The sequence below is a fragment of the Roseateles flavus genome (genome assembly GCF_039872765.1).
Classification (GTDB): domain Bacteria; phylum Pseudomonadota; class Gammaproteobacteria; order Burkholderiales; family Burkholderiaceae_C; genus Roseateles_B; species Roseateles_B flavus.
Map to the genome: position 1 here is coordinate 905,451 of NZ_JBDPZC010000001.1, position 26,967 is coordinate 932,417.

The following is a 26,967-nucleotide window of genomic DNA, read 5'->3' on the forward strand; positions in this document are numbered from 1 at the left end:
GCCTGCCGCCCGGCGGCTGATCGAGAAACTCCCAATCCGGGCCGCGCTCCGCGGCCATCAGAATCGTGACAAGGTCCGCGACGGGAAGGTCTGTGTCTTACAGAAGCTCACGAAAGTCCAACAAAACGTCAGCCGGCTCCAGCAGAGGCGCCGGCAAGATGCGGCGCATGTTGTGGGCGGCTGCTTTGCCAATGAGCTTGTGGTCGGCGCTGCCGGTGACCGCAGCGCCGGCACCCGCGCCTGCGTCGGCGGCGGTGGCTGAGGCCCCTGGCGAGCTGACGGTGCTGCACTGGTGGACCTCCGCCAGCGAACGGGCCGCCGCCAACCATGTGGCGGCCCGCCTGGCCGAGCAGGGCCTGCGCTGGGTGGACAGTGCGGTGGCCGGCGGCGGCGGCGGGCCGGCCGTCAAGGTGCTGAATGAGCGCATCCTGCGGCGCATGGCGCCCAAGGTGGCGCAGCTCAACGGCCAGTCCATGAACGAATGGGCCGACATGGGCCTGCTGCTGGAGCTGGACGCCGTTGCCCAGCGCAAGGGCTGGGCCCGCACGCTCTTTCCGCAGGTGCTGAGCCAGCTGAGCGTGCGCGAGCACATCGTGGCCGCGCCGTTGGGCATCCATCGCATCAACAACCTCTACCTGAACCGGGCGGTCTTTCGCCAGCACGGCATCGAGCCCCCCACCGACTGGGCGGGCCTCGCCCGGGCCGCCGAGCGCCTGCGCTCGGCCGGTGTCACGCCCGTGGCCTTCAGCGACGAACCCTGGCAGGTGGCCACGGTGTTCGAGGCCCTCCTGCTGGGCGAGGCCGGCCCGCAGCTGTACCGGCGCATGATGGTGCAGCAGGAGTGGCAGGCCTTCGAGGATCCGGCGCTGGAGCGCGCCTTCCGGCGCCTGCGCGAGTGGCGCAGCCTCGCGCTGCCGGCCAGCGCTGCCACGGGGGGCGCTGCCGGCGGCGGCGAGCGCCCCTGGACCGAGCTGGTGGCCGACTTCGCCTCGGGGCGCGCCGCGATGCTGATCACGGGCGACTGGGCCCGCGGCGAGCTGGGCGCCCTGGGCCTGGAGGGGGGCCGCGACTTCGACTGCCGCGCCGTGCCTGGCACGGCGGCGGTCCACCTCTTCAGCATCGACACCCTGGCCATGCTGGCCGGCGACCGCAGCGCCCAGCCCGAGCAGGAGAAGATGGCCGAGCTGCTGGCCAGCGCCACGCTGCAGCTGGGCTACAACCGCATCAAGGGCTCGGTGCCTGTGCGCAAGGATGTGCCCGTGGACGAGCTGGACCCCTGCGCCCAGCAGTCCTACCGCCTCTTCGCGTCCCCCGCCACGCCGCGCGTGCCCAGCCTGGTGCACCGCATGGCCTTTGGCGAGGTGGGCAAGAACGCCCTGATCGCAACCGTCCACCGCTTTGCGCTGGATCCCGCCCAGACGCCGGCGGCCGCGCAGCGCAGGCTGCTGGGCCTGCTGCGCGCCCTGCCTCCCAAGCCCTCCCGATCCGCCGCGCCATGAACCGCACCATCCTGATCGTCGACGACGACCAGAAGATCCGCACCCTGCTCAAGACCTACCTCGAGAAGAACCAGTACGAGGTGCTGCTCGCCCACGACGGCGCCAGCTTCATGGCCGAGTTCGAACGCCATCGCGAGCAGATCAGCCTGTGCATCCTGGACGTCATGCTGCCGGACACCGAGGGCTTTGCCCTGTGCCAGGCGGTGCGCCGCCGCTCCGACGTGCCGGTGATCATGCTCACGGCCAGCGCCGAGGAGACGGACCGCATCGTGGGCCTGGAGCTGGGCGCCGATGACTACCTGGGCAAACCCTTCAACCCGCGCGAGCTGCTGGCCCGCATCAAGGCCATCCACCGTCGCTCCGGCCAGGAGCGCAGCCAGCCGGCGCGCTTCTTCCGTTTCAACGGCTTCACGCTGGACGTGCTGGAGCGCAGCCTGGTGGACCCCGACGGGCAGGCCTCGCCCCTGTCCGGCATGGACTTCCAGCTGCTGAAGCTGCTGGTGGAGCATCCCGGCCAGGTGCTGGACCGCAGCCGCCTGGCCGAGGTGACCCGCGGCCGCGACCTCGGGCCGCTGGACCGGTCCCTGGACGTGCAGATCAGCCGCCTGCGCCAGCGCCTGCGCGACGACGGCAAGCAGCCGGCGCTGATCAAGACCGTGCGGGGCTCGGGCTATGTCTTCGCCAGCACCGTCCAGGTCAACGATGCGGCCTGAGGCCGGCCTGCGCTGGACGCCGCCGGCCGGCCTCCAGCGCGTCCTGGCCTTCCTGCTGGACAGCCTGCAGGGCCGCTTCGTGCTGGCCATGCTGGGCGGGCTGGCGCTGGTCCAGCTGCTGGTCAACCTGCTGTGGTACCACCAGCTGGAGCAGCGCACGCGCCGGCAGGTCGAGCTGGCGGCCCACCACCTGGCCAGCGGCGCCCTGGGCGCGGTGCGCGGCCTGCGCGAGCTGCCCGCGGCCTACCGCCCGCTGCTGATCGAGCAGCTGCGCACCATGGGCGGCACGCGCTTCCTGGTCTTCATCAACGCGGCGGCGGTGGAGGTCCAGCCCTTGCCCGGGCCGCCGGTGGTCCGCGAGCTGGAGGCCTCGCTGCAGCGGGAGTTGCAGGCCCGCCTGGGGCAGCAGGCGCCGCTGCGGGTGACGCTGGCCTCGCCCCTGGGCCTGCGGGTGGGGCCGCAGGGCGGGCTGCTGTCGGACCTGCCGGAGAGCTGGGTCGATCCCTCCCTGCTGGCAGCCGACCGGCCCGCGCCCTTCGTCGTGATCCAGCTGGAGACGGAGCCGGGGCAATGGCTGTACCTCAGCAGCACCCTGCCGGATCCCTTCCTGCTGGAGCAGCTGGAGTTCTTCACCTGGCAGCGCCTGGCCCCGCAAGGCCTGACCCTCGCCCTGGCCCTGCTGCTGAGCCTGGTGGCCTCGCGCACGCTCACCCGGCCCCTGCGCGGCCTGAGCCGGGCGGCGGCGCGCGTGGGGCATCGCTCCGTGCCGCAGCCCTTGCGGGTCAGCGGCACGGCCGAGGTGCGCCAGGCCACGCAGGCCTTCAACGAGATGCAGGAGCGCATCCGCCGCTACCTGAGCGACCGCGAGCGGCTCTTCGCCTCCATCTCGCACGACCTGCGCACGCCCATCACGCGCCTGCGCCTGCGCAGCGAGCTGCTGGACGACGAGGCCGTGCAGGACGAGTTCCACGAGGACCTCGATGAGCTGGACCTGATGGTCAAGACGGCCCTGCAGATCGTCAAGGACACCGACATCCACGAGAACCGCGCGCCCGTGCGCATCGACCTCGTGCTGCAGAAGATGGTGCGCGACGCCCGCATGGCCGGCCAGCGCATCGAGCTGGAAGAGCGGCCCCTCACCGTCTTCGGCAAGCCCCTGGCCCTCAAGAGGGCCCTGGGCAATCTGCTGGACAACGCGGTGTTCTACGGCTGCGGCGGCGAGGGCCGGCCGGTGCAGCTGCGCATGGAGGCCGGCCCTGAGGGTCAGGTCTTGCTGACGGTGCGAGACCACGGCCCCGGCGTGCCTGAGCAGGCGCTGCACCAGCTGGGCCAGCCCTACACCCGCCTGGCGCACGGCCGGCAGGCGCGGGAGGAGGGGCTGGGGCTGGGTCTGTCCATCGTGCGGGACATCGTCGCCGATCACGGCGGGCAGCTGCAGTTCCGCAACCATCCCGAGGGCGGCCTGGAGGTGCGGCTGAGCCTGCCGAGCCCGGTGGGGGTGCCGGAGGAATCGGCGGCCGGGGCAGCTGGCGCAAGGCCGGGCTGAACGCTCGCGCCGGGGCTCAGCCCTTCTTGCGGCCCAGCATGCGCAGCAGGGTGCTGTCGCGATCGATGAAGTGGTGCTTCAGCGCCGCCAGCACGTGCAGGGTCACGAGCAGCAGCAGCAGGTAGCCCAGCCAGTGGTGGGCCTGATGGCCCAGCTCGGCGAGCGTGGCGTTGTAGGGCAGGACCTCGCCGGGCTTGGCGGGATCGTCCTGGTGCGGCACCAGGGTCAGGCCGAAGACGCCGAAGCCGTGGCCGCTGGCGCCCGAGAACACCATGCCGCTCAAGGGCATCAGCAGGGTCAGGGCCAGCAGGGTGCCGTGGGCCCAGCGGGCGGCGCGCTGCATCGCGGGCGAGGTGGGCTGCACCGGCCCGGGCAGGCCCAGGCGCAGGCGCTGGACCAGGCGCACGGCGATGAGGAGCAGGGCGATCACACCCAGCGACTTGTGCCAGGGGTACAGCGCCCAGGCTTCGCTGCGGCTCATGTACAGGCCCACGCCGGCCAGGCCCAGCATCAAGGTGGCGACAAGCCAGTGCAGCAGGCGGCTGGAAGGAGGCAGCGGGTCATGTTCGGCCATGGCGAGGGTCCGGTGATGGTGGCCCGCGAGTCTAGCGAGGCTGCAGCATCGGGACGCGGCCCCATGTGCGCCCTGCGCATCGGGTCTGCGTGCCCCGGCCTCAGTCCTGCCCCGGCCGGCGCCGCAGGCGGTGCCCCACGAGGGCGTAGAACAGGATCAGCGCATAGCAGGGCAGCATCATCCAGTACGCGCCCTGACCGCCCAGCTGGTCGCTGAGCCGGCCGTACAGCATGGGCAGCAGGGCGCCGCCGGCGATGCCCATGATCAGCAGGGCCGATCCGGCCGCGGTGTAGCGGCCCAGTCCTTCCAGCGCGAGCGGCCAGATGGCGGGCCAGACCAGGGCATTGGCCAGGCCCAGCAGGGCGAGGCACAGCACGGCGTCGGGCACGGGGGGCACGCCCAGCCAGCCCAGCAGCAGGCTGCTCCAGCCCGTCGCGCTGCTGGAGCTGCCGGCCACGCCCACGACGCACAGCAGGCCCAGCGCCGCGGAGATCGCCAGGGCACGGGCCTGGCTCAGCACGCGAGGGATCAGCAGCACGCCCAGCAGGTAGCCCAGCACCATGAAGCCCATGGTGTAGGAGGTCAGCACGGCATAGTGCGGCACGCCCAGCTGCTGGCCGAAGAGGCCGATGGTGTCGCCCGCAATCACCTCCACGCCCACGTAGCCGAAGAGGCTCAGGGCGCCCAGCACGGCCTGCGGGAAGCGCAGCACGCCCAGGGCGCGGGTCTCGCGGCGGCCGGGGGCGGAATCCGGTTCCAGCGCGGGCTCCGGCACCGGCGCCAGCTGCACGAGACCCATGAAGAGCAGCAGCGCCACGGCCATCACCGCATAGGGGTAGATGAGGCGCGAGGCCAGCTCCACCCGCAGCAGCGCCTGCGCCGCGGGAGCCAGCCGCGCCATCTCGGTATGCGCATAGGGGCCGATGCCACCCAGGACCAGGGCCGAGAAGACCAGGGGCACGACGATGCCCGCGCCCTTGTTGAACAGGCCCATGATGCTGATGCGCATGGCGGCGCTCTCGCGCGGACCGATGCAGACGATGTAGGGGTTGATGGCCGTCTGCATGAGCGTCATGCCGGTGGCCAGCGTGAAGAGCGCCAGCAGGAAGAGGCCGTAGTGCGCACTCTGGGCCGCGGGGATGAAGAGCCCCGCACCCGCGGCCATCACGCCCAGGCTGAGGGTCATGCCCCGCTTGTAGCCGGTGCGCTGCAGCAGCAGCGCCGCCGGGAGCGCCATCACGGTGTAGGCGATGTAGAAGGCGAAGGTCACCCACAGGGCCTGGAAGTTGCTCAGGCGGCAGACCAGCTTCAGGAAGGGAATCAGTGAGCCGTTGAGCCAGGTGACGAAGCCCAGGATGAAGAACATCAGGGCGATGAAGCCCATGGCCAGCAGGACCGAGGGGCCCTGTGCGAGGGTCATGGGGCGCGGGGCGGTGGAGGTCTTGGCGTGCATGGTGGGGGTGCGTCCGGTGAGGCGGGCAGCGCGCAGCCGACCCTGCGCCGCCTGGTGCGGGCGGCGCAGGGCCTGGCACGAAGGGTCAGGTCTTGCCGGCGCTCAGAACTTGGCGCGCAGGCCGATGCTGTAGCGGGCGCCGTTCTCGTAGACGCCGATGGGCAGCCCGTCGGCGGTGTTGCTGCGGATGACCTCGTTGTTGAGGTTCACCGCGCTGGCATAGACCGTCAGCTTCGGCGTGACGTCGTAACTGGCCGAGGCGTCCCACTGGCCGTAGGCACTGTTGACGACCTGGCCGCCCATCTGCACGTCGCCATAGGACTTGGAGCGGTAGTTGTAGGACAGTCGCAGCGTCAGCCCGTGGCGCTCGTAGTAGCCGCTGAGGTTGAGCTGGTCGCGCGAGTTGCCCAGCACCTTCAGGCGCGGCTGGCCCGCCACGGCGCCGGCCACGGCGTCGGTGAAGGTGTAGTTGACGACCGTGCCGAAGCCGCTGTGGCCGAAGGGCTGCTGCCACTGGAGCTCGAAGCCCTTGATGTCGGCGCCGTTGTCGGCGTTGTAGGGGCGTTCGACATTGAGCGTCTCGCCGCCCACCGGCTCCTGCTTCGAGGCCTTGTAGGTGAAGGTGTCGAGCTTCTTCACGAACAGCGTGGCGGCCAGCAGCGAGGCGTCGGCGTAGTACCACTCGGCGCCGATCTCGGCCTGGTTCGCATGGACGGGCTTGAGCAGCGGATTGCCGGCATAGGCGCGGGTCAGCACCGTGCCGTCGCGGCGCAGGCCGGGGCTCAGCAGGTCGAAGGTCTGGCGCGCCATGGTCTTGGACACGGCGCCGCGGACGATGATCTCCTTGCTCCAGTCGTAGATCACGTTGAGGCTGGGCAGGGCGTCGTTGTAGCGGTGCTTCTGGCTGACCGGCGCGAAGCTGCCGTCCGCGTTGGCCAGGTAGCCGTCCGAGGTCTGCTCGGTGCGGACCACGCGCAGGCCCACGTCGCCGCGCCAGCGCCCGCTGGCAAAGTCGGCCTTGGCATAGCCGGCGCTGATGCGCTCCTTGATGGTGTAGTTCTCGTTGAGCAGGTCCTTGTAGACCATGGCCTTGTCGTACATCGGGATGGCCTTGCTGGCGACCAGTCCGTCGTCGAACCAGGCGTACTGGGTCAGCGCATCGGAGGTGGCCGCGGCCTGGCTCAGCAGGGGCGAGGGGCCGGTCGACAGATCGGCCAGCGAGAAGGCCTGCCAGCCCGCCGAGCCGGCCTTGGCGGAGCCCTGGGTGCGCTTGTTGCGCAGGGTGTTGTCGCGCAGCTTCACGCCCAGCTTGAGGGTGTTGAAGAAAGCCTCGCCCAGCTCCCAGCTCAGGTCCGCCTGGCCGTAGGTCTCGCGGCTTTCCATGCGGCGGATGCGGTCGTCGCCCGCCTTCAGCGTCAGCGCCTTGGGGTCCAGGGGGTTGATGTCCAGGTACTTCACGCCGTAGTGGTCGGGGCCCAGGCTGATCTGCGCGCGGGTGTCGCCTTCCATCCAGAAGTGGCGGTCATGCGAGCTGCCGCCCTCGCTGGAGGTGATGCCGGCCTGGCCGTGCAGCTTCCAGGTGCTGCCCTGGTAGCTGGCGTCCAGGTCGGCCAGTCGGGACCTCACATAGGACTCCCGGTAGATGGGCTCGAAGGACACGCCGGTCTTCGGGCCCACGATGCCGCCCACCAGCGCCTTGCCGCCGTCGCCGACGGTGATGAAGCGCGGGTCGGTGACCGCAATCACGCCCTTGTCCGCCAGGCCGCCCACCTGCCAGAGGTAGTTCTGGTTGTTGTTGTTCATCTTCATGTCCGAATCCATGAGGTTCAGGACGATGTCGGTCTGCGCAGTGGGCTGCAGCTGCACGGCCAGGTTGGCGGTGGTGCGCTCGCGCTCCTGGCGGAAGATGGCCGAGCCGCCACCCCAGGAGGCGTAGGCCCGGGTGACGGCGCCGTGCTGGTCCTGGATGTCGTAGGGGCCGTCCGGGAACATCTCCAGGCCGTCGCGGCGCATGGTGCGCTGCTGCCGGCTCAGGGCCAGCAGCACGCCCACGGTCTTGTCGGCGGACTTCCAGTTCAGCAGACCGTTGAGCTGCGGGTCGGTCTTGCCGGGCAGCTTGCTGTAGAGCGCCTCCGCCGAGGCCTGCAGGGTCAGCGCGTCCTTGAAGTCCAGGGGGCGGCGGGTCCTGACGATCACCAGGCCGCCGATGCTGCCTTCGTCCAGGTCCGCCGAGGGGCTCTTGTAGACCTCCAGGCTGCCGACGATCTCGGAGGGCAGCACGTCGTAGTTGAAGCTGCGCGTCTGCGCCTCGTTGAGCCACCATTCGGACGAGGCCACGGCCTGCCCGTTGAGCTGGGTCATGTTGAGGTTCTTGTCCGTGCCGCGCACGAAGATGGCCTTGCCTTCACCCCAGATGCGGTCCACCGAGATGCCGGGCACGCGCTGCAGGGAATCGGCGACGTTCTTGTCGGGGAACTTGCCCACGTCCTCGGCGCTGATGGTGTCGACGATGTTCTGGGCCTCGCGCTTCTCGGCGAGATTGCGCTTGAGCGTGGCGCGCACGCCGCGCACCTCAACCTGCTCAAGCGTGTTGGCGCTGGGGGCGGGCGCCTCGTCGGCAGCCAGCGCGGGTGCGGCGGCCAGGGAGGCCACGGTCAGGCTCACCAGGCGGGGCAGCAGGCGGCGGGAAAGGTGGGGCTGGCGGAAAAGGTGGGGATGGCGGGAAAGCGGCACGTGGGTCTCCTGTTCTTGTCGGGGTACGCCTCTGGATGCCGGCTGGGCCACCGAGGTGCCAGCGCAATGTAGGGCGCACGCCGGGCCGTCACGGCAGGGCGTTGCGCTTTGTTGGACTACATTGCATCGGTCTTACATTCGCCGCGCGCAATGACAGCTGCAGCTCCGGGATGACCCTGGGTGCGCAGGGCCCGGCCTGCCTCAGTGCACGCCGGGCGTCTGGCGCAGCAGCTCGAACTCAGCGCTGATCAGCGCAGCCACATGGCGCACCCGTGGCAGGCCGGCCGAGCGCTGATGGCTGACGAGGAACAGGTCGCCGCGGTGATCGCCCAGGGGCACGGGCAGCTCGACGAGCCCGTCCAGCGCGCTGTGCCGGTGCAGGGCGCGCGCCATCACCAGCACGCCGGCGCCCGCGCGGCAGGCGGCCAGCTGCACCAGGTAGTCGTCCGAGCTGAAGGCCGGCCGGAAGCCGGGGATGGCCGCGGCCAGGGCCTGGTTCACCTGCTGTTCCTCGTAGGGAGGGGCCCAGACGATCCAGTCCAGCTGCGCCAGCTTCAGCGGCTCCGGCGGCGCGGGAAGGCGGGCCGCATAAGCCGGGCTGGCGTAGGCCACGATGGGGCAGCTGAGCTGGTCCAGGATCAGCAGCTCCTTGTCCGCCGGGCGGCTGGTGCGCAGGGCGAGGTCAGCCTCGCCGCGCGCGAGATTCAGGGTCTCGATGCCGGACAGCGCTTCCAGCCTCAGCCCTGGCTGCTGCTGCAGCAGCAGCGCGGCCAGCGGCGCCAGCAGCTCGAAGGCCATGCGCGGCGGTGCGGCGACCCTCACCTTGCCCTCCAGGCGCTCGTGGGGGCGACTCAGGGCGACATCCGCCTCCAGGGCCCATTCGGCCATGCGCCGCGCCGAGGGCAGCAGGCGTTGGCCGGCGGCGGTCAGGCGGCAGCCCTGGGCCTGGCGCTGGAACAGGGGTTCGCCCACGTTCTCCTCCAGCTCCGCGATGCGGCGCGACAAGGTGGGCTGGGCCAGGCGCAGCTGGCGCGCCGCCGCGCTGAAGCTGCCGGACTCGGCCACGCTCAGGAAGAGCTGGAGGTCGTCCCAGCGCAAGTGCTCGCGTGCCATGAAGCCATGTCCTTTTGCATGGGCCGATCAAGACTTGGTCGATTCCCAAGCGGCCTTCACCGTGAAAGCATGCGGCCCATATTGTTGAACGGGAGGCTAGCATGAGTCATCAGATCAAGAAGCAGTCGGCGGCGCATCTGACGCGTCAGTGGAGCGTCCACGCGGCCTTGGACTCAGGACGCCAGCGGCGCTGGGCAGGCCTGGCCCTGGCGGCGCTGCTGGCCCTGGCGGCCTGCGCGCCCACCGCGCACCAGATGCAGCGCGAGAGCATCAGCCGGCCGGTGGGCTGGGCGCAGATGGAGGCCCGGCTCGATGAGCCCGGCCCCATCGAGCTGGACACGGTGGCCAGCGCCACCGGCGTCTCGGCCCTGGAGGGACTGCTCAATCTGGCGCATCCGGCGGCGCGCGCAGCCGGCCTGCAGAACCGCGACGAGCCCATCCAGATCTTCCTGCATGTGCTCAAGCATCCCAGCCGGGGCACCTTCCTGGTGGACACGGGCGTGGCCCAGGCCCTGATCCAGAACCCCGGCGACTGGGGCCTCAACGCCTTCCTGCGCAAGGCCATGAAGTTCGACCAGATGCGCGTGTGGAACAGCAGCGGCGACGTGCTGCGCAGCCTGGGCCAGCCCCTGCAGGGCGTGCTGCTGACCCATCTGCATCTGGACCACCTCAGCGGCCTGCCCGACCTGCCGCTGGACCTTCCCCTCTATGCCGGCCCCGGTGAAACCACCGAGCGGCACTGGACCCATCTCTTCGTCCACGGCGCCAGCGACGCCCTGCTCAAGGGCCGTCCGCCCCTGCGCGCCTGGCCCTTCGAGGCTCCACTGGGAACGGACCCGCTGGCCGTGCTGGACGTCTTCGGCGACGGCTCCGTCTATGCCCTGCACGTGCCCGGCCACACCGCCGGCAGCACGGCCTACCTGCTGCGCACCACGCAGGGGCCGGTGCTGCTGGCGGGCGACACCTGCCACACGCGCTGGGGCTGGGAGCATGGGGTCGAGCCGGGCGATTTCACCCGGGATGCCGCCCGCAACGTCAACAGCCTGCAGGCCCTGAAGGCGCTGGCCGCGCGGCACCCGGCCATGCGGGTGCGGCTGGGGCACCAGGCCTGAGCCGGATTCGAGTCAGGCCTGGATCAAGCCTGGATCAGGGGGCTGCGAGGCCATGAGATGCCGCAACGCGTCCTGCGCCGCCTCCAGCTCATGCTCGCTGAAGACCTGCACGCCATGCTGGCGCAGCAGGGCGGCGGTCAGCCCTTCGCCGGGGCGCTTGAGGCCGTCGAAGTGGCCCGAGGCGATGCGCTGGCTGCCGCAGGACGGGCTGCCTTCCTTGAGCACGGCGAGGCGCAGGCCGTGGCGCTGCACCAGGGCGAGGGCCGCGGCGGCGCCGGCCTTGAAGGCCTCCGTCGGGTCGCCGCCGTCGGCATCACGGATGCGGGCCTGGCCCAGCCAGACCTGCCAGCCCCGGGCGCCGGCCTCGATCTCCGCCGGCGGCCGCGGCACGGGCAGGCCGCCCGCCAGCTCGGGGCACAGCGGCACGACCAGCCCCTCGGCCTGCCACCGGTCCAGCAGGGCCGAGCGCAGGTCCTGCGCACGGCCGTCGTAGCGCACCGGCGCGCCCAGCAGGCAGGCGCTGACGAGCATGCGGGCCTGTGCCTCAGCCACGGGCGCTCACACCGTCAGCCCGCCGGAGACTTCCAGCACCGCGCCGTTGACGTAGCTGGCCTCGTCGCTGGCCAGGAAGGCGTAGACATTGGCCACCTCGGCGGGGCTGCCCAGGCGGCGCAGGGGCACCTCCTCCTGCATCTGGCCCAGCAGCTTGTCGGGGATGGTGGAGAGGATGGGCGTCTCGATGAAGCCCGGCGCGACCGCGTTGACGCGCACGCCCTTGGGTCCCAGCTCGCGGCTCCAGGTCTTGGTAAAGCCGATCACGCCGAACTTGGCGGCGGCGTAGTTGGTCTGGCCGAAGTTGCCGTAGATGCCCACCACCGAGGAGGCATTCAGGATGACCCCGCTGCCCTGCGCCACCATGCTGTCGACCACGGCCTGCGCGCAGTGGAAGACGCCGCGCAGGTTGACGTCGATGACGGCGTCGAACTGCTGCAGGCTCATCTTCTGCAGGCGGGCGTCCTGGGTGATGCCGGCGTTGTTCACCAGCACGTCGATGCGGCCATGGCGGGCCTTGACCTCGGCCACCATGGAGTCGACCTGCCCGCGGTCCGTGACGGACAGCGCAAAGCCCAGGGCCTGGGCGCCCGCGGCCTGGCACTGGGCCACGGCGGCGTCGACGGCATCCTGGCGCAGGTCGCAGACGACGACGATGGCGCCCTCCTGCGCGAACTTCAGCGCTGTCGCCAGGCCGATGCCCTGGGCGGCGCCCGTGATGATGGAGACTTTGCCTTCCAGGCGGCGTGCGGGATTCATAGCTGCAGAAACTCCGTCAGTTCAGAGAGGTAGTCGTCGAAATCGGAGAGGCCGTGATCACTGCCTTCCAGCAGATGGATGCGGCTGCCCTCGTAGCGGGCGTGCATCTCGCGCCAGTCCAGCACCTCGTCGCCCTTGGCGATGACGGCCAGCAGCTGCGCAGGGCGGGCGATGGCGCCGGGGGTCAGGTCTTGCGCGATGGTGCGCAGCTCGTCCACGAACTCGGGCCGGAAGAAGAAGCGCTCCTGCGGGTCCTGCCAGCAGCTGTGCTCGCCGATGTGGCGGGAAAGGTCCCGCGCCGGATCGACGGCCGGGTTGAGCAGCACCGCGCGGCAGCCGGTGTGCTGCTGCACCCAGGTGGCGTAGAAGCCGCCCAGCGAGCTGCCCATCACGGCCATGGTGCTGCGCGGCCAGTCGCGGATCTGCTCGCGGATCAGGGCCAGGGCCTCGCGGGGCGAGGGCGGCAGCTGCGGCGCCAGCCAGGTGAGGTCCGGGCGATGCTCGCCCACCCAGCGCGCCATGCGCTGCGCCTTGGCCGAGCGTGGCGAAGAGCGAAAGCCGTGCAGGTAGAGCAGATGGGTGCTGCGGGGCGGGGGAGCGTTCATGGCGGGGCAGTCTAGCGCCCGGGCGCGGCGGCGGCTGTCGGCTGCGCGTCACCGCGGGCGACTGCGAGCTGTGCGATGAAGCACGGTTTGGCTGGTACGAGTGGGGTGGGTCTGCATTGACGCCGCAGGGCCGCTCTCGACAATGTGCGGCTTGTCGTCGGCCATGCAAGCGAAGCCCAGGCGCTTCGCCGCGGGCCGGCCCACCCCATGAAAGCGGAACCCATGACCCAGAATTATTCCCGCGTGCCGGCTCCCCGGCTGAGCCTGCTGGCCCTGGCCGCACTGGCCTTCGCCGGCCAGTCGGCGCTTGCACAAGGCAATGGCGGTACGCCGCCGGCCGCGCCGGCCAGCGCCGCCTCCGCACCGGCCGCCGCGCCCAAGCCGCCGGTCGATCCCACCGCGCCCAAGCCTTTCGCCGACGTCATCAAGGACGCCAAGAGCCAGGACGGTCTCTTCCCCATCTGGCGCAAGGACGAAAAGGTCTGGATCGAGATCCCCAAGGCCCAGCTGAACAAGCCCTTCCTCTTCTCCGTCAACGTCTCCAATGCGGTGGGCGAGCGCGGCCTCTACGCCAGCCAGATGGGCCGTGCGCACCTGGCCGAGTGGCGCCGCGTGGGCAATCAGCTGCAGCTGGTGGCCCTGAACACCAAGTTCCGCGCCGAGGGCGGCAACCGCCTGGCTTCGGAGCAGGCCTTCTCGCCCAGCCTGCTGGCAGCCTCGCCGGTGGCCAGCGCCGAGCACGCGGAGCGCAAGTCCTTCCTCGTGGATGCCAGCCTGCTGCTGAGCGACATCCCCGGCCTGTCCACCCGCCTGGAGTTCGCCTACCGCCTGCCCTACAGCCCGGATCGCAGCAACAGCTTCTTCGAGGCCACCCGCGCCGAGGCCGGTCTCAGCACGCTGACCGCCCGCATGCACTTCGCGACGCCGCGCATCCCCGCGCCGCCGATGACGCCGACCCCCGTGCCCATGCCCAGCGCACCGCAGGCCACGCCGGATCCGCGCAGCCTGTTCATGAGCTTCGTCTACAGCTTCAAGGCCCTGCCCGAGCAGCCCATGAAGGCCCGCCTGGCCGACCCGCGCCTGGGCCATTTCGCCGAGTCCTACACCGACCTCAGCGAGGACTACAAGCCCAACACCCGCGTGCACCACATCAAGCGCTGGCGCCTGGAGAAGGCGGATGCGAGTGCCGCCCTGTCCGAGCCGGTGCAGCCCATCACCTACTGGCTGGACAAGAACATCCCGCCCAAGTACCGCAAGGCGGTGGAGGAGGGCATCCTCGAGTGGAACAAGGCCTTCGAGAAGATCGGCTTCAAGAACGCCATCGTCGCCAAGCAGCAGCCGGATGATGCCGACTGGGACAATATGGACGCCGGTCACGCCTCCATCCGCTGGTTCGTGGGCGCCGACGTGGGCTTCGCCATCGGCCCCAGCCATGCCGACCCGCGCACTGGCGAGATCCTGGACGCCGACATCGGCATGAGCGATGTCTTCGCCCGCGGCTCGCGCCGCTTCCTGGTCGAGGACGTCAATCGCCCGGCGGCCCGCACGGCCCATGCCAGCCATGACGACGCCGAGGCCTGCCGCTATGCCCAGGAGGCCGTCAGCGAAATGGACTTCGCGATGGACGTGCTCGAGGCGCGCGGCGAGATCCAGCCTGACAGCCCCGAAGCCGAGGCCTTCGTCCATGCCGTGATCCGCGACGTGATCATGCACGAGGTGGGCCACACCCTGGGCCTGAAGCACAACTTCAAGGCCTCCACCACCGTGACCCAGGCTCAGCTGCTGGACAAGGCCTGGACCGATGCCCACGGCATCTCCGGCTCGGTGATGGACTACAACGCCTACAACCTCTCGCTCAAGGGCGAGCCCAGCGGCGCCCTGACCAACACCACCCTGGGCGCCTACGACTACTGGGCCATCGAGTACGCCTACAAGCCCGTGGCCGCCGCGGCCGAGGCGCAGGAGCTGGGCAGGATCGCTGCCCGCAGCAGCGATCCCCTGCTGGCCTATGCGGACGATGCCGACGCCGACCTCTTCGGCGGCATCGACCCGCTGGCCAACCGCTTCGATCTGGGCGCCGACCCGCTGGCCTACTACAAGCGCCGTCTGAAGCTCTCGCAGGAGCTGTGGGCCCGCGTGCAGGAGCGTCAGCCCAAGGTGGGCGAGGACCCGCTGCGCCAGCGCCGCGTGCTGCTGGCCGGCTTCAACCAGCTGGCCCGCGCTTCCGAGCTGGTGGGCAAGTACGTGGGCGGCATGTACATGCAGCGCGAGCTGCCGGGCGCCTCCATGCAGCCGGCCTTCAAGCCGGTCGAGCCCGCCCGCCAGCGCGAGGCCCTGGACTTCCTGGCCAAGGGCCTGTTCAGCGCCGACAGCTTCCGCTTCAAGCCTGAGTTCCTCAGCACGCTGACGGTGGACTACAACGAATGGGAGCGCGCCGGCCCGGTGGACATCCCCGGCGCCGTGGCCCGCATCCAGAACGTGGCCCTGGATCGTCTCTACAGCGCCGGCACCGCCCAGCGCCTGATGGACCTGCCGGGCTTCGTGCCGGCCAAGGACCGCAAGGGCCTGATCTCGCTCAACGAGGTCTATGCCAGCACCCAGGCGGCCGTGTGGAGCGAGCTCAAGGCGGGTGGCGAGATCGACCGCCTGCGCCGCAACCTGCAGCGTGAACACCTGCGCCGCCTGCAGGCGGTGCTGGTCAAGGGGGGGGGCCCGGGCGTGATGGCCGATGCCTACGCGCTGCTGCGCCTGCATGCCAACCAGCTGCAGTCTGAGCTGCGCGCGGCGGTGGCGCGTGGCGGGCAGTCGGTCGAGACCCGCGCCCATCTGGCCGAGTCTCTGGACATGCTGTCCAACCTCCTCAAGGCTGGCATGCAGCGGAGTTGAGCCCCCTACCGGCTGTGCCGGTCCCCCAAGAGGGCACGCCTGACGGCCCGGCGAAGCCGGATCCGCAGGCGTCGTGCTGAAAGAAGCCCGCCGGCTTGCACCGGCGGGCTTCTTTGCTTCTGATCGTCGCCCGGCTTGCACCGCCCCGTCCGTGCCCCGCCAAGCACGGCCTCCCTTCACGAGCACTGCCTTTGCCCCCCACGCAGGCTCCCCGCCCGCCCCGCTCCTAGAATCAGGCACCTTTTGCGATGACGCCCCCATGAACCGGGCGGCGTGCCGAACGATTCATGAGCGCTGCAGCTTCCCAACTTCCCGTGGTCATCGTGGGGGCCGGCCTGGCCGGTCTGACCGTGGCCCTGCACCTGGCGGACCAGGTCCCCGTGATCGTGCTGGCCAAGCGCGAGCTGGGCGAGGCCGCCACGGCCTGGGCCCAGGGCGGCATCGTGGGTGTGCTGGGCAGCGATGACAGCATCGACAGCCATGTGCGCGACACCCAGGACGCCGGCGCCGGCCTGGTCGACGAGGCCACGGCCCGCTTCATCGCGGAGCGCAGCGCCGAGGCCGTGGAATGGCTGGTGCGCCAGGGCGTGCCCTTCACGCCCGAGGCCGGCGGCCCCCTGGGCCTGCACCTGACGCGCGAAGGCGGCCATGCCGTGCGCCGCATCGCCCATGCCGCCGACGCCACCGGCAAGGCCATCCACGAGCAGCTGCTGGCGGCCGCCCAGGCCCACCCCAACATCCAGCTGCGCGAGCGCTGGATGGCCCTGGACCTCATCACCTCCCGCCATGTGCAGCGCGAGGAGGAGCCCCGCTGCTACGGCCTCTATGCGCTGGACATCGACAGCCGCCGCGTCGAGACTCTGCCCGCCCGTGCCGTGGTGATGGCCACCGGCGGCGCCGGCAAGGTCTACCGCTACACCACCAACCCCGACACCTCCACCGGCGACGGCATCGCCATGGCCTGGCGCGCAGGCTGCCGGGTCGCGAACATGGAGTTCATCCAGTTCCACCCGACCTGCCTCTACCACCCCGAAGAGCGCAGCTTCCTCATCACCGAGGCCCTGCGCGGCGAGGGCGGCTACCTGACCCTGCCCGACGGCACCCGCTTCATGGCCTCGCACGACGACCGCATGGAGCTGGCCCCGCGCGACATCGTCGCCCGCGCCATTGACTTCGAGATGAAGAAGCACGGCCTGGACCACGTCTGGCTGGATGCCCGCCACCTGGGCGAGGACTTCCTCAAGAGCCACTTTCCCACCATCCATGCGCGCTGCCTCAAGCTGGGCATCGACATCGCGCGCCAGCCCATCCCCGTGGTGCCCGCCGTGCACTTCACCTGTGGCGGCGTGGTGTCCGACCTGCAGGGCCGCGCCGACCTGCCCGGCCTCTACGCCGTGGGCGAGACCGCCTACACGGGCCTGCACGGCGCCAACCGCCTGGCCAGCAATTCGCTGCTGGAATGCGTGGTGCTGGGCCGCACCTGCGCCGAGGACATCCAGTCCCTGCCGACGCTGCCGCCCGCGCCCCTGCCGGCCTGGGATGAAAGCCAGGTGGAGGATGCCGACGAGCAGGTCGTCATCGCCCACAACTGGGACGAGCTCCGCCTGCTGATGTGGAACTACGTGGGCATCGTGCGCACGACCAAGCGCCTGGAGCGCGCCCTGCACCGCATCGCCCTGCTGCGCAGCGAGATCGACGACTACTACGCCAACTTCCGTGTCACGCGCGACCTGCTGGAGCTGCGCAATCTGGTCGACTGCGCGGAGCTGATCGTACGCTCGGCCCTGCTGCGCCACGAGAGCCGCGGCCTGCACTTCAGCCGCGACTACCCTCGCACCCTGCCGGTGAGCTTTCCCACGGTGCTCATCGCCGAACGCGGCCGGCGCTGAGCGCCCCGGGGATCAGCCCGGCCCGGCCGGACCTCAGCCGCCCTGCTTGGTGCGCAGGGCCAGTCGCGCCTGCACGAAGTTGAAGGCATAGGAGACGGCCTCGGCGATGGCCGCGTCGGTCTCCAGGCGTTCGGACTCCGTCAGGTAGAAGCTGAAATCCACGGCATGGCGGATGTAGCGCGGGGGCAGGCGGTTCAGGGCCACGCAGGCCACGTCGCAGAGCAGGTCGTCGTCCCGGTTGAGCGTCGGGTACTTGGGCGCGCTGGCGATGACGGCGGCGAACACTTCGCGCTCATGGTGGTTGTACAGCGAGGTGAAGTCGACGGAGGACATGAAGAGGCCCTTCTATGGTGTGGACGCTGCGGCCCGGCATGGGCCCTGGCAGCGGGACAGCATAGGCGCTTTATAGCCTCCGCAGCCGCCAAAAAGAAAGCCCCCGCGGACGCAAATCGCGTCCCGGCGGGGGCAGGTGCCAGATCTTGCCTGGGCGCAGGATCAGAGGCTCAGGCGGCGCCGATGCCCGGCACCAGCCCCGTGGCCTGGCGCGCCTTGAGCTGCGCGGTGAAATCCAGCATGCGGGTGATGCAGGTCTGGGCCTTCTGGCGGATGACTTCGTCCACGCCGATCTCGCCCGTGCCCCGCTCCAGGCAGTCGATCACGCCCTGCAGGCCGTTCATGGCCATCCAGGGGCAGTGGGCGCAGCTCTTGCACGTGGCGCTGTTGCCGGCAGTGGGGGCCTCGATGAGCGTCTTGCCCGGCGCCAGCTGGCGCATGCGGTGCAGGATGCCGTTGTCGGTGGCGACGATGTATTCCTTCGCCGTGCCCTCGACCACTGCCTTGATCAGGGCCGAGGTGGAGCCCACCACATGCGCCTTCTCGACCACGCTCTTGGGCGACTCGGGGTGCACCAGGATCATGGCGTCGGGGTGCTGCTCGCGCAGCAGGTCCAGCTCCAGGCCCTTGAACTCGTCGTGCACGATGCAGGCACCGTTCCACATGAGCATGTCGGCCCCGGTCTGCTCCTGGATGTAGCGGCCCAGGTGGCGGTCCGGCGCCCAGAGGATCTTCTCGCCGCGGGCCTTGAGCTCGCTGACGATCTCCAGCGCGCAGGAGCTGGTGACCATCCAGTCGGCGCGGGCCTTCACCGCGGCGCTGGTGTTGGCGTAGACCACGACGGTGCGGTCCGGGTGGGCGTCGCAGAAGGCGCTGAATTCGTCGGCGGGGCAGCCCAGGTCCAGCGAGCAGGTGGCGTCCAGGTCGGGCATCAGCACGCGCTTCTCGGGGCTGAGGATCTTGGCGCTCTCGCCCATGAAACGCACGCCGGCCACGATGAGGGTCTGCGCCGCATGGTCACGGCCGAAGCGGGCCATCTCCAGTGAATCCGCCACGCAGCCGCCGGTCTCCAGGGCCAGGTCCTGCAGGTCGCCGTCGACGTAGTAGTGGGCCACCAGCACCGCGCCTTTGGCCTTGAGCAGGGCGGCCGCGCGGGCCTTGAGTTCGGCGCGCTGGGCGGGGTTCAGCGGCGCGGGCACCTTGGCCCACGCATGGGCCGTGCAGCTCTCGCCGGCGGCGTCCTGAAGCGTGTAGTCAAACAGCTGTTGTTCCATGCTGGGATTCTAGGTGGCGCCCCGGCCCCCTGCTGCGGCATGGCCTCTCCAAGCGAACGCTTCACCTGACTGGCAGAGAGTGCCCGGCCCAGCCGGCACTCGCCCCACGCGACCACCGCTGATCCGGCTTGGCCGGGCAGCCGGTGCGCCCCGCAAGGGCGCGATGGCGCGTAGGGGGTGGGTCAAGCCCTTTCAAAGAAGCGGCTCGGCGGCATGCCCACGGCGCGGGTGACCATGGCCGAGAAGGCGCTGGCGCTGGCATAGCCCAGTTCCGCGGCGATCAGGTTCATGGGCTTCTTCTGCGCGGCCAGCTGCAGGGCGTGGGCGAGCTGCAGCTGCTGGCGCCACTGGCTGAAGCTGGTGCCCAGCTCCTCGCGGAACAGGCGCGAGAGCGTGCGGGCGCTGGCGCCGCATTCGGTGGCCCAGCCGTCGATGTCGGCGTGGCGGGCGGGCTCGGCCATCATGGTCTCGCAGAGGTGGCGCAGGCGCTTGTCGTGAGGCAGGCTCAGACCCAGGCGCAGGCTGCGGGCGCGGCGAAGCTCGTCGATCAGCAGCTGGCACAGGGCCTGCTCGCGAGCCTGATCCAGGGGATGCTGCGGGCTGTGGCCGGGGAGGCTGTCGGGCTCGGTGGCCAGGGCCTGCAGCAGCTCGCGCATGAGGGGCGTCACCTCCAGCACCCGGCACTGCGCCCAGGCCTGCGGGCCGCCGGCCAGGCCCAGCTGGGCCAGGGCGGACTCGTGCACGTACAGCGCGCGCATGTCGGCCCGCTCCACCGCACTCACGGCATGCACGGTGTGCGGCGGGATCCACACGGCCCGCGAGGGCGGCACCAGGTAGCTGTGGCTGCGCTGGGGTCCCTCCGCCTGCACCCGCACCGCACCGACCATGGACACGGACAGTTGCGCCCACTCGTGCTGATGGGGCTGGATGTCCATTTGATGCTCCATCCAGCGTGCCTTGGCCCGCACCGGCCGCTCCAGGCTGGGCTTGAAGCGCTGCGGGTCCATGGGCGGCACGCTGCGGCGCTTGCTGGGTGTCTTGGGCGGGCTCATGAGGAAGGATGGCCGGAATTCGAAAGAATCTGTCAGCCTATCGTAACTGCGCCGCCCCAGCCCTGCCTACATTGGAGCCATGAATTCCGCAGTACTCACCCCGTCCTCCCCCGACAGCGCCCGCCGCGACCTCGGCACCATCAGCCTGATCGGCCTGGCCCACGGCACCAGCCACTTCTTCCACATGCTGCTGCCGCCGCTGTTCCCGGTCTTCATCCGGGAGTTCGGGCTCAGCTATTCGGAGCTGGGTCTGCTGGTCACCACCTTCTTCGTGATTTCCGGCATCGGCCAGGCCCTGGCCGGCTTCCTGGTGGACCGCACCGGGGCCCGGCCCGTACTGTTCGCGGCGCTGAGCTGCTTCGTGCTGGCCTCCATCGCGGCGGGCACGGCCCATGGTTTCGGCGGCCTGATGCTGGCGGCGGCGCTGGCCGGCCTCGGGAACTCGCCCTTCCATCCGGTGGACTTCACCATCCTCAACAAGCGGGTCTCGCCGGCGCGTCTGGGGCATGCCTTCTCGGTGCATGGCATCTCGGGGAACCTGGGCTGGGCCAGTGCGCCGGTCTTCCTGATCGGCCTGTCGGAGCTGAGCGGACAGTGGCGTGTGGCCTACCTGGGCACGGCCCTGCTGGCCCTGACCGTGATGGCCCTGCTGCTGTGGCAGCGCGAGGCCATCGACGACCGCCAGGGCAGCTGGGCCCACGAGAAACCCGGCCACGCCGCCGCGGACGTCAAGGAGGAGCATCCGCTGGCCTTCCTGCGCCTGCCCTCGGTGTGGCTGTGCTTCTCCTTCTTCTTCTTCACCACCGCGGCGCTGACGGCCATCCAGAGCTTTGCCAGCCCTGCGCTGGCGGCCATGTACGACATCCCCGTGCGCTCGACCGCCTTCGTGGTGACGGGCTATATGCTGGCCGGCGCCGTGGGCATGGTGCTGGGCGGCTTCGTGGTGGCGCGCGGCGCGCAGCTGGAGCGCACCATCGGCCTGGCCATGGCCGGCGCAGCCGCCGCCCTGTGCCTCACGGCCACGGGCTGGCTGCCCATGGAGGCGGCGCTCGTGGTGGCCTCGCTGGCCGGTTTCGGCACCGGCCTGGCCGGGCCCTCGCGGGACATGCTGATCAAGCGCGCCGCCCCGCCCGGTGCCACCGGTCGCGTCTATGGCACGGTGTACTCGGGCCTGGACATCGGCTTCGCGCTGGCCGCGCCCGTCTTCGGCGCTCTGATGGACCGCGGCCAGACCCACGGCATCTTCTACGGTGCGGCCCTCGCCCTGCTGATGGGCATCTGCGCCGCCTCGCTGGTGGGGCTGGCACGCCGCAAGGCCGCGGCCTGATCCGGCCTGAGGAGGCTCCAGCGCTAGGGAAAGCCCCGAAGAGGGCCTTGCAACAGCGCAAGACCCGGCCCCCGGGCGGACGCTACAGTCGCCGCATGACGAAGCAAGCATCCACCCAAGCTGTATCGCGCCTCGCCGGCCACGCGCTGGTCGAGGCCTTGATCGAACAAGGCGTTGAAACGGCCTTCGGCGTTCCCGGCGAGAGCTACCTGGCCGTGCTGGACGGCTTCCACGAGCACCGCGAGCGCATCCGCTTCATCGCCTGCCGCCAGGAGGGCGGCGCGGCCTTCATGGCCGAGGCGCAGGGCAAGCTCAGCGGGCAGCCGGGCATCTGCTTCGTGACCCGCGGCCCGGGCGCCACCAACGCCAGCATCGGCCTGCACACGGCCTTCCAGGACTCGACGCCGATGATCCTCTTCATCGGCCAGGTCGCCAGCGACCAGCGCGACCGCGAGGCCTTCCAGGAGGTGGACTACCGCCAGATGTTCGGCCCCGGCACGCTGGGCATGGCCAAGTGGGTGGGCGAGGTGCACGACGCCGAGCGCCTGCCCGAATATGTGGCCCGCGCCTTCCACACCGCGATGCAGGGCCGCCCCGGCCCCGTGGTGCTGGTGCTGCCCGAAGACATGCTGACGCAGACGATCAGCGCCCCGGTCCTGCCCCGTGTGCGCGTGGCCGAGGCCGCGCCCAGCCCCGCGGCCCTGGCCGAGCTGCGCGAGCGGCTGGCGGCCGCAAAGCGCCCCTTCGTGATCGCCGGTGGTGGGGGCTGGACGCCTGAGAGCGCGGCCGCCCTGCAGCGCTTCGCCGAGGGCTGGCAGCTGCCCGTGGGCTGCGCCTTCCGCTTCCAGGACCTCTTCGACAACGCCCATCCGCTATACGCCGGTGACGTGGGCATCGGCATCAATCCCAAGCTCGCGCAGCGCGTGAAGGACGCCGACCTCATCCTCGCCATCGGCCCGCGCCTGGGCGAGATGACCACCGGCGGCTACACCCTGCTGCAGGCGCCGCTGCCGGACCAGGACCTCATCCACATCCACGCCGGTGCCGAAGAGCTGGGCCGGGTCTATGCCGCCGAGTTGATGATCAACGCCAGCATGCGCTGCGCCGCGCCGGCCCTGGCCGCGCTGGCGCCGCCGGCCGCCTGTGCCTGGGCTGAATGGACACAGGCCGCGCATGCCGACTACGAGGCGAACCTTGTCGCCCAGCCGGTCGCGCCGCTGGACATGGCCGAGGTCGTCAAGAGCCTTTCCAGCCTGCTGCCCGAGGGCACCGTCTTCACCAACGGCGCCGGCAACTACAGCGGCTGGCTGCATCGCTTTCACCGCTACACGGGCCTGCACCGGCACGGCCGCACCCAGCTCGCACCGACCAGCGGCGCCATGGGCTACGGCCTGCCGGCGGCGGTCGCGGCCTCGCTGCTGCAGTCGCGCTGGGTGGTCAATATCGCAGGGGACGGCGACTTCCTCATGAACGGCCAGGAACTGGCCACGGCCACCGGCTACGGCGCCCGCAAGCTGCTGTGCGTGGTGGTGGACAACGGCACCTACGGCACCATCCGCATGCACCAGGAGCGCGAGTACCCCGGGCGTGTCTCGGGCAGCGATCTCTACAACCCGGACTTCGCAGCGCTGGCCCAGGCCTATGGCTGGGCCTCGCACCGCATCGAGAAGACCGAGGACTTCGAGCCCGCCCTGCGCGCAGCCATCGCTCAGGAGCGCCCGACACTGTTCCACCTGCGCCTTTCCAGCGACGTCTCCACCAGCCGCAGCACGCTCAGTGCCATCCGCGAGGCAGCCCGCCAGCGCCTGGGCCAGGCCTGAGCGCCGCAGCCTCTGGGACAATGCCCGCATGAACGACATCGAATTCCAACTGCGCGGCGAGTACATCGAGCTGGACAAGCTGCTCAAGGCCACCGGCCTGGCCCAGAGCGGCGGGCAGGCCCGCCTGATGATCACCGAGGGCCAGGTCACGGTCGACGGCCAGCCCGAGAGCCGCAAGACCGCCAAGATGCGGGCCGGTCAGCGCATCAGCGTGCAGGGCCAGCACATTCGCATCGTGGCCTGATCCCGGGCGGGGGCGCATCGACATGGACTTCAGCACCTGCGACATCTGTGACCGCTTCAAGAGCGATGCCAGCGGCGCACTGCGCGTGTTCCCCGGCGGCCGCTACGCCAGCTATGGCGGGCGCGAGCGCTTCGCGGGGCCCATCCGCACGGTGCGCTGCCTGGACGACAACAGCGCGGTCAAGGCGGCGGTGGAGTCGCCCGGCGAGGGCCGCGTGCTGGTTGTCGACGGCGGCGCCTCCATGCATCGCGCCCTGCTGGGCGGCCATCTCGCCGCCGCGGCCGCCCGCAATGGCTGGGCCGGCCTGCTGATCCATGGCTGTGTGCGGGATCGCGCCGAGCTGCGCGCGGCCGATGTGGGCATCCTCGCCCTGGGCCACGTGCCCCTGCCGACGGACCGCCAGGGCCAGGGCTCGGTGGACGTGCCGCTGCAGCTGCACGGTCTGCTGCTGCGGCCGGGCGAGTGGCTGTACGCGGACGAGGACGGCTGCCTGGTGCTGCCTGAGCGCCTGAGCGCCTGAGCGCCTGAGCTGAGCCGGGTCCGCCTCTGCTCAGGCGGGCGCACGCTCCCGGCTGCGCAGCCACTGTGCCATGGCCTGCGCATCCATGGGCCGGCCGAACAGCCAGCCCTGGCCGATGCGACAGCCCAGGCGCAGCAGAGTCTCCCGCTGGGCCTCGGTCTCCACGCCTTCCGCCACCACGCTGAGATCCAGGGCCTGGCCGATGCTGATCACGGCGCTGGCCAGGGCGCGGTCGTCGGGGTCGCTGTCGAGATCGCGCACAAAGCTCTTGTCGAGCTTGATCTCCGAGACCGGCAGGCGCTTGAGGTAGCTGAGGCTGGAGTAGCCGGTGCCGAAGTCGTCCACGGAGAGCCGCACGCCCATGGCATCCAGCGCCAGCAGCTGCTCATGCGGCCGGCCGCGCTCATCCAGCATCAGGCGTTCGGTGATCTCCAGGGTCAGCTGGGACGCCTGCAGGCCGTGGCGCTGCAGCTGCTGCTGCACATGGGCGGCCACGTCGTCCTGCACGAAGCGCAGGGCGGAGACGTTGACGGAGAGCTGCAGCCCCGGCAGGCCTGCCTCGGCCCAGTCCCGCAGCTGGCGGCAGGCGGCCTCCAGCACCCAGGCGTCGAGGGCGTTGATCAGGCCGCATTCCTCGGCCACGGGGATGAAGCGGTCCGGCGGCACCCAGCCTCGCACCGGATGAGGCCAGCGCAGCAGGACTTCCATGCCCAGCACGCGAGCGTCGGCCAGCGCGAGCTTGGGCTGGAAATGCAGCTGCAGCTGGCCCGCGCTGAGGGCCTGGCGCAGCTCGGACTCCAGGTTCAGGCGTTCGTCCAGGGACTGATTCATGGACGCGAGGAAGTAGCGGCTGCAGTTGCGGCCCGCCTGCTTGGCCTCGTACATGGCGATGTCCGCGTGCTTCAGCAGGGGCTCGAAGCTCTGCCCATCGTCGGGGCAGGTGCTGATGCCGATGCTGGCGCTGAGGTTGATCCGCATGCCGCTGTCCAGCTGCAAGGGGGCGGACAGCGCGGCATGCAGCTTCTGGGCCACGTGCAGCGCGTCCAGCGCGTTGCAGCCGGGCAGCATCAGTACGAATTCATCGCCGCCCAGGCGCGCCAGAGTGTCAGAGTCGCGCAGCGCAGCGTTCAGGCGGCGGGCCACCTCGCGCAGAACCTCGTCGCCCGCGGCATGGCCCAGCGAATCATTGACCGTCTTGAAGCGGTCCAGGTCCAGCAGCAGCAGGGACGAGGGCCGGTCCAGGCGTTGCGACATCTGCAGGGCCTGCTGGGCGCGGTCGGTGAACAGCGTGCGGTTGGGCAGGCCGGTGACGCTGTCGTAGTAGGCCAGGCGCTCGATCTCCCGCTGGCTGTCCTCGTGCTGAAGGGCCAGCTGGCACAGCTGGGCGCAGGCCTCCACCATGCGCCGGTGGAAGGACGCCACGCTGCGGACCTGGCGGTAGTACAGCGCGAAGGTGGCGCGCACTGGGCCGTCCGCCAGGCTGATGGGCGTGGACCAGCAGGCGGCCAGGCCAAAGGACTGGGCGAGGGGGCGGTAGCGCTCCCACAGCGGGTCGCTGGCGATGTCCCGCACCTCCACGGGCTCGCGCCGCCACGCCGCCGTGCCGCAGCTGCCGGCTTGCGGGCCGATGGGCTCGCCATCGATGGCACTGCTGAAGCTGGCCGGCAGGCTGGGTGCGGCCAGGGGATGGACCCGGCCCTCGCGGTCGATCTCCAGCACCGTGCAGATCACGCCGGCGTCCATGGCCTCGACTCGGCGGCACAGCAGGTCCATCACGACCTGCAGCGGGCGGCTGGAGGCCACCGCCTCCAGCACCTCGCGCTGAAGGATGTCGATGGCGTGGCGCTCGCGGCGCTCGTCCAGCGGGTTCAGCACCAGGGCCAGCAGGCCGTCGCTCCCGGCGGCCAGCGGGCGCAGCTGCGCCTCGACCTGCAGGGTGGCGCCATCGGGCCCGCGCAGCGCCAGCTGGCGGGGCTCGCCCGGTGAGGCCTGCCAGTCCTGCCATTTGTCTTTGTCCAGGGCATGCACGCAGTCGAACAGCGTGGCCGCGGCGCCGACCCAGCGTCGGAAGCAGGCGCTGCCGCGCTGCAGGCGGCCGCGTGCATCGACCCAGGCCAGGCCAATGCCGGCGGCTTCAAGCGTCTGTTCCAGCAGGGCGCCGGGCGGCGGCGCGGGCTGGTCGGTGACTGTCATGGCATTTCTCCCTGGCCGATCCATCCATTGTGCGGGTCTTGATCCAGATCGCCTCGTGAGGTGAATCAAGAGAACGGCGCCGCCTGGACCCTCGACGAGGGACAGCGGCTGGGCTCAGGGGGCAGGGCGGGAGCGCACAGGGCCGGGCGCGGTCTTGGCGAGGGCGGCGGGGGGGCGCGGAGCGCTGCCTCGGGCAGCCACGCGCTGCGCGCCCTCAGGCCGCGGCCTGCGTCACCAGCAGGCCACCGCTGGTGAAGAACTGGCCGGCGCCCAGGTGGTGCAGGGCGCGGCGCTGCACCTCGAGCTGGTCCACCCAGCGGCCGTTGACGAAGGCCCAGTCCTCGGCCCAGGCGGACACCACCTCGGCCAGGAAGAGGTCATAGCGGTGCTCGACATAGGGCTCGGGATAGACCACGCATTCCAGCCAGGCCAGGCAGCCTTCGATCAGGGGGGCATCCACCTTCTGCCCGGGCTGGGCCTGGATGCCGAAGCGCTTGAACTTGTCGACCTCCCGGCCGCTGACATGGCCGACGTCGGCCGTCAGCTGGGCCTGGGCGGCGCAGGGCACGGCCAGGACGAACTCGCCGGAGGCATCGACCAGCTCGCGGGTGTAGGTGGCCTTGTCGATGACCACGGCCACCTTGGGCGGGCTGAAGTCCAGGGGCATGTTCCAGGCCGCCGCCATGACATCACGACGGCCCTCATGCTGGCTGCTGACCAGCACCGTGGGACCGTGGTTGAGCAATCGACTGACTTGGCGGAGATCGACA

General features: G+C 70.7%; 22 protein-coding genes. 10 read left to right on the forward strand and 12 right to left on the reverse strand.

The genetic code is table 11. The features are described 5' to 3' along the window. Window positions 1-191: 191 nt before the first annotated feature. From ABDJ40_RS04065 to ABDJ40_RS04075, 3 genes are read left to right on the forward strand one after another with little or no spacing between them, the layout of a single operon-like run. Entirely contained in the window at window positions 192-1,499 is a 1,308-nt protein-coding gene (locus tag ABDJ40_RS04065; RefSeq protein WP_347606390.1) for an ABC transporter substrate-binding protein, read from the forward strand. Then, a complete protein-coding gene (locus tag ABDJ40_RS04070) occupies window positions 1,496-2,212 on the forward strand; it encodes a response regulator (protein WP_347606393.1) in 717 nt (238 codons plus the stop codon). The genes ABDJ40_RS04065 and ABDJ40_RS04070 overlap by 4 nt, the downstream gene beginning before the upstream one ends. Then, entirely contained in the window at window positions 2,202-3,758 is a 1,557-nt protein-coding gene (locus ABDJ40_RS04075; protein ID WP_347606396.1) for an ATP-binding protein, read from the forward strand. The genes ABDJ40_RS04070 and ABDJ40_RS04075 overlap by 11 nt, the downstream gene beginning before the upstream one ends. A 16-nt stretch (window positions 3,759-3,774) precedes the next feature. On the opposite strand, the gene ABDJ40_RS04080 is transcribed toward ABDJ40_RS04075, so the two are convergent. The 4 genes from ABDJ40_RS04080 to ABDJ40_RS04095 form a co-directional block, all read right to left on the reverse strand. Continuing rightward, window positions 3,775-4,332, reverse strand: coding sequence for a cytochrome b (locus ABDJ40_RS04080; protein WP_347606399.1), 558 nt, complete (start codon window positions 4,330-4,332; stop codon window positions 3,775-3,777). Between the two features lie 100 nt (window positions 4,333-4,432). Continuing rightward, window positions 4,433-5,785 carry a glucose/galactose MFS transporter gene (gluP, locus tag ABDJ40_RS04085; protein ID WP_347606402.1) on the reverse strand — a complete coding sequence of 451 codons (1,353 nt, stop codon included), beginning with the start codon at window positions 5,783-5,785 and terminating at the stop codon, window positions 4,433-4,435. A 102-nt stretch (window positions 5,786-5,887) separates the two neighbouring features. Further along, complete coding sequence (locus ABDJ40_RS04090) at window positions 5,888-8,518, reverse strand: TonB-dependent receptor (RefSeq protein ID WP_347606405.1); 2,631 nt, start codon at window positions 8,516-8,518, stop codon at window positions 5,888-5,890. A 201-nt stretch (window positions 8,519-8,719) separates the two neighbouring features. Further along, on the reverse strand, window positions 8,720-9,631 hold the full coding sequence (locus ABDJ40_RS04095; RefSeq protein WP_347606408.1) for a LysR family transcriptional regulator: 912 nt from the start codon (window positions 9,629-9,631) through the stop codon (window positions 8,720-8,722). Between the two features lie 101 nt (window positions 9,632-9,732). On the opposite strand from ABDJ40_RS04095, the gene ABDJ40_RS04100 reads away from it, so the two are divergent. After that, window positions 9,733-10,743, forward strand: coding sequence for an MBL fold metallo-hydrolase (locus ABDJ40_RS04100; RefSeq protein WP_347606411.1), 1,011 nt, complete (start codon window positions 9,733-9,735; stop codon window positions 10,741-10,743). Between the two features lie 12 nt (window positions 10,744-10,755). Here ABDJ40_RS04100 and ABDJ40_RS04105 read toward each other — a convergent pair whose 3' ends face one another. Genes ABDJ40_RS04105 through ABDJ40_RS04115 form a run of 3 tightly spaced genes read right to left on the reverse strand, consistent with a single transcriptional unit; the run spans window position 10,756 to window position 12,659 of the window. Beyond that, on the reverse strand, window positions 10,756-11,274 hold the full coding sequence (locus ABDJ40_RS04105) for a 2-thiouracil desulfurase family protein (RefSeq protein ID WP_347607363.1): 519 nt from the start codon (window positions 11,272-11,274) through the stop codon (window positions 10,756-10,758). A gap of 27 nt (window positions 11,275-11,301) precedes the next feature. Beyond that, window positions 11,302-12,054 carry a 3-oxoacyl-ACP reductase FabG gene (fabG, locus tag ABDJ40_RS04110; protein ID WP_347606414.1) on the reverse strand — a complete coding sequence of 251 codons (753 nt, stop codon included), beginning with the start codon at window positions 12,052-12,054 and terminating at the stop codon, window positions 11,302-11,304. Beyond that, window positions 12,051-12,659, reverse strand: a complete 609-nt coding sequence (locus ABDJ40_RS04115) for a YqiA/YcfP family alpha/beta fold hydrolase (RefSeq protein ID WP_347606417.1) — start codon at window positions 12,657-12,659, stop codon at window positions 12,051-12,053. The genes fabG and ABDJ40_RS04115 overlap by 4 nt, the downstream gene beginning before the upstream one ends. 222 nt (window positions 12,660-12,881) lie before the next feature. Between ABDJ40_RS04115 and ABDJ40_RS04120 the strand changes: the two genes are divergently transcribed. Together ABDJ40_RS04120 and nadB are read left to right on the forward strand one after the other, a co-directional pair. Beyond that, on the forward strand, window positions 12,882-15,545 hold the full coding sequence (locus tag ABDJ40_RS04120; protein ID WP_347606420.1) for a zinc-dependent metalloprotease: 2,664 nt from the start codon (window positions 12,882-12,884) through the stop codon (window positions 15,543-15,545). A 287-nt stretch (window positions 15,546-15,832) separates the two neighbouring features. After that, on the forward strand, window positions 15,833-17,434 hold the full coding sequence (gene nadB / locus ABDJ40_RS04125; protein WP_347606423.1) for an L-aspartate oxidase: 1,602 nt from the start codon (window positions 15,833-15,835) through the stop codon (window positions 17,432-17,434). A gap of 33 nt (window positions 17,435-17,467) precedes the next feature. Here nadB and ABDJ40_RS04130 read toward each other — a convergent pair whose 3' ends face one another. From ABDJ40_RS04130 to ABDJ40_RS04140, 3 genes are all read right to left on the reverse strand, one after another. After that, a complete protein-coding gene (locus ABDJ40_RS04130; RefSeq protein WP_269631703.1) occupies window positions 17,468-17,767 on the reverse strand; it encodes a late competence development ComFB family protein in 300 nt (99 codons plus the stop codon). A gap of 170 nt (window positions 17,768-17,937) precedes the next feature. Then, on the reverse strand, window positions 17,938-19,041 hold the full coding sequence (gene nadA, locus ABDJ40_RS04135) for a quinolinate synthase NadA (protein WP_347606427.1): 1,104 nt from the start codon (window positions 19,039-19,041) through the stop codon (window positions 17,938-17,940). A gap of 182 nt (window positions 19,042-19,223) precedes the next feature. Continuing rightward, the gene (locus ABDJ40_RS04140) at window positions 19,224-20,093 is read right to left on the reverse strand and encodes an AraC family transcriptional regulator (RefSeq protein ID WP_347606430.1); all 870 of its coding nucleotides are present in this window, start codon (window positions 20,091-20,093) and stop codon (window positions 19,224-19,226) included. 79 nt (window positions 20,094-20,172) lie between these two features. Here ABDJ40_RS04140 and ABDJ40_RS04145 point away from each other — a divergent pair, with 79 nt between their 5' ends. The 4 genes from ABDJ40_RS04145 (at window position 20,173) to rraA (ending at window position 24,004) form a co-directional block, all read left to right on the forward strand. After that, window positions 20,173-21,420, forward strand: a complete 1,248-nt coding sequence (locus tag ABDJ40_RS04145; protein ID WP_347606433.1) for an MFS transporter — start codon at window positions 20,173-20,175, stop codon at window positions 21,418-21,420. Between the two features lie 95 nt (window positions 21,421-21,515). After that, window positions 21,516-23,240, forward strand: a complete 1,725-nt coding sequence (locus tag ABDJ40_RS04150) for a thiamine pyrophosphate-binding protein (protein WP_347606436.1) — start codon at window positions 21,516-21,518, stop codon at window positions 23,238-23,240. Window positions 23,241-23,268: 28 nt separating this feature from the next. Beyond that, entirely contained in the window at window positions 23,269-23,484 is a 216-nt protein-coding gene (locus ABDJ40_RS04155; RefSeq protein ID WP_347606439.1) for an RNA-binding S4 domain-containing protein, read from the forward strand. Between the two features lie 22 nt (window positions 23,485-23,506). Beyond that, window positions 23,507-24,004: a ribonuclease E activity regulator RraA gene (gene rraA / locus ABDJ40_RS04160; protein WP_347606442.1), complete on the forward strand. Its 498-nt coding sequence runs from the start codon at window positions 23,507-23,509 to the stop codon at window positions 24,002-24,004. Between the two features lie 30 nt (window positions 24,005-24,034). Here rraA and ABDJ40_RS04165 read toward each other — a convergent pair whose 3' ends face one another. Together ABDJ40_RS04165 and ABDJ40_RS04170 are read right to left on the reverse strand one after the other, a co-directional pair. Continuing rightward, entirely contained in the window at window positions 24,035-26,197 is a 2,163-nt protein-coding gene (locus ABDJ40_RS04165) for a sensor domain-containing protein (RefSeq protein WP_347606445.1), read from the reverse strand. Window positions 26,198-26,411: 214 nt separating this feature from the next. Next, window positions 26,412-26,942 (reverse strand): flavin reductase family protein, encoded by a 531-nt coding sequence (locus ABDJ40_RS04170; protein WP_347606448.1) that lies wholly within the window; start codon window positions 26,940-26,942, stop codon window positions 26,412-26,414. Window positions 26,943-26,967 lie beyond the last annotated feature (25 nt).

Excerpts from the sequence above, each read along its gene's own strand:
- ABDJ40_RS04065 (WP_347606390.1), top strand. The coding sequence starts at position 192 with ATGAGCTTGTGGTCGGCGCTGCCGGTGACCGCAGCGCCGGCACCCGCG.
- ABDJ40_RS04115 (WP_347606417.1), bottom strand. The coding sequence starts at position 12,659 with ATGAACGCTCCCCCGCCCCGCAGCACCCATCTGCTCTACCTGCACGGC.
- ABDJ40_RS04140 (WP_347606430.1), bottom strand. The coding sequence starts at position 20,093 with ATGAGCCCGCCCAAGACACCCAGCAAGCGCCGCAGCGTGCCGCCCATG.
- fabG (WP_347606414.1), bottom strand. The coding sequence starts at position 12,054 with ATGAATCCCGCACGCCGCCTGGAAGGCAAAGTCTCCATCATCACGGGC.
- ABDJ40_RS04080 (WP_347606399.1), bottom strand. The coding sequence starts at position 4,332 with ATGGCCGAACATGACCCGCTGCCTCCTTCCAGCCGCCTGCTGCACTGG.
- ABDJ40_RS04130 (WP_269631703.1), bottom strand. The coding sequence starts at position 17,767 with ATGTCCTCCGTCGACTTCACCTCGCTGTACAACCACCATGAGCGCGAA.
- ABDJ40_RS04155 (WP_347606439.1), top strand. The coding sequence starts at position 23,269 with ATGAACGACATCGAATTCCAACTGCGCGGCGAGTACATCGAGCTGGAC.
- ABDJ40_RS04120 (WP_347606420.1), top strand. The coding sequence starts at position 12,882 with ATGACCCAGAATTATTCCCGCGTGCCGGCTCCCCGGCTGAGCCTGCTG.
- ABDJ40_RS04150 (WP_347606436.1), top strand. The coding sequence starts at position 21,516 with ATGACGAAGCAAGCATCCACCCAAGCTGTATCGCGCCTCGCCGGCCAC.
- nadA (WP_347606427.1), bottom strand. The coding sequence starts at position 19,041 with ATGGAACAACAGCTGTTTGACTACACGCTTCAGGACGCCGCCGGCGAG.
- rraA (WP_347606442.1), top strand. The coding sequence starts at position 23,507 with ATGGACTTCAGCACCTGCGACATCTGTGACCGCTTCAAGAGCGATGCC.
- ABDJ40_RS04070 (WP_347606393.1), top strand. The coding sequence starts at position 1,496 with ATGAACCGCACCATCCTGATCGTCGACGACGACCAGAAGATCCGCACC.
- ABDJ40_RS04075 (WP_347606396.1), top strand. The coding sequence starts at position 2,202 with ATGCGGCCTGAGGCCGGCCTGCGCTGGACGCCGCCGGCCGGCCTCCAG.
- nadB (WP_347606423.1), top strand. The coding sequence starts at position 15,833 with ATGAGCGCTGCAGCTTCCCAACTTCCCGTGGTCATCGTGGGGGCCGGC.
- ABDJ40_RS04095 (WP_347606408.1), bottom strand. The coding sequence starts at position 9,631 with ATGGCACGCGAGCACTTGCGCTGGGACGACCTCCAGCTCTTCCTGAGC.
- ABDJ40_RS04100 (WP_347606411.1), top strand. The coding sequence starts at position 9,733 with ATGAGTCATCAGATCAAGAAGCAGTCGGCGGCGCATCTGACGCGTCAG.
- ABDJ40_RS04165 (WP_347606445.1), bottom strand. The coding sequence starts at position 26,197 with ATGACAGTCACCGACCAGCCCGCGCCGCCGCCCGGCGCCCTGCTGGAA.
- ABDJ40_RS04105 (WP_347607363.1), bottom strand. The coding sequence starts at position 11,274 with ATGCTCGTCAGCGCCTGCCTGCTGGGCGCGCCGGTGCGCTACGACGGC.
- gluP (WP_347606402.1), bottom strand. The coding sequence starts at position 5,785 with ATGCACGCCAAGACCTCCACCGCCCCGCGCCCCATGACCCTCGCACAG.
- ABDJ40_RS04145 (WP_347606433.1), top strand. The coding sequence starts at position 20,173 with ATGAATTCCGCAGTACTCACCCCGTCCTCCCCCGACAGCGCCCGCCGC.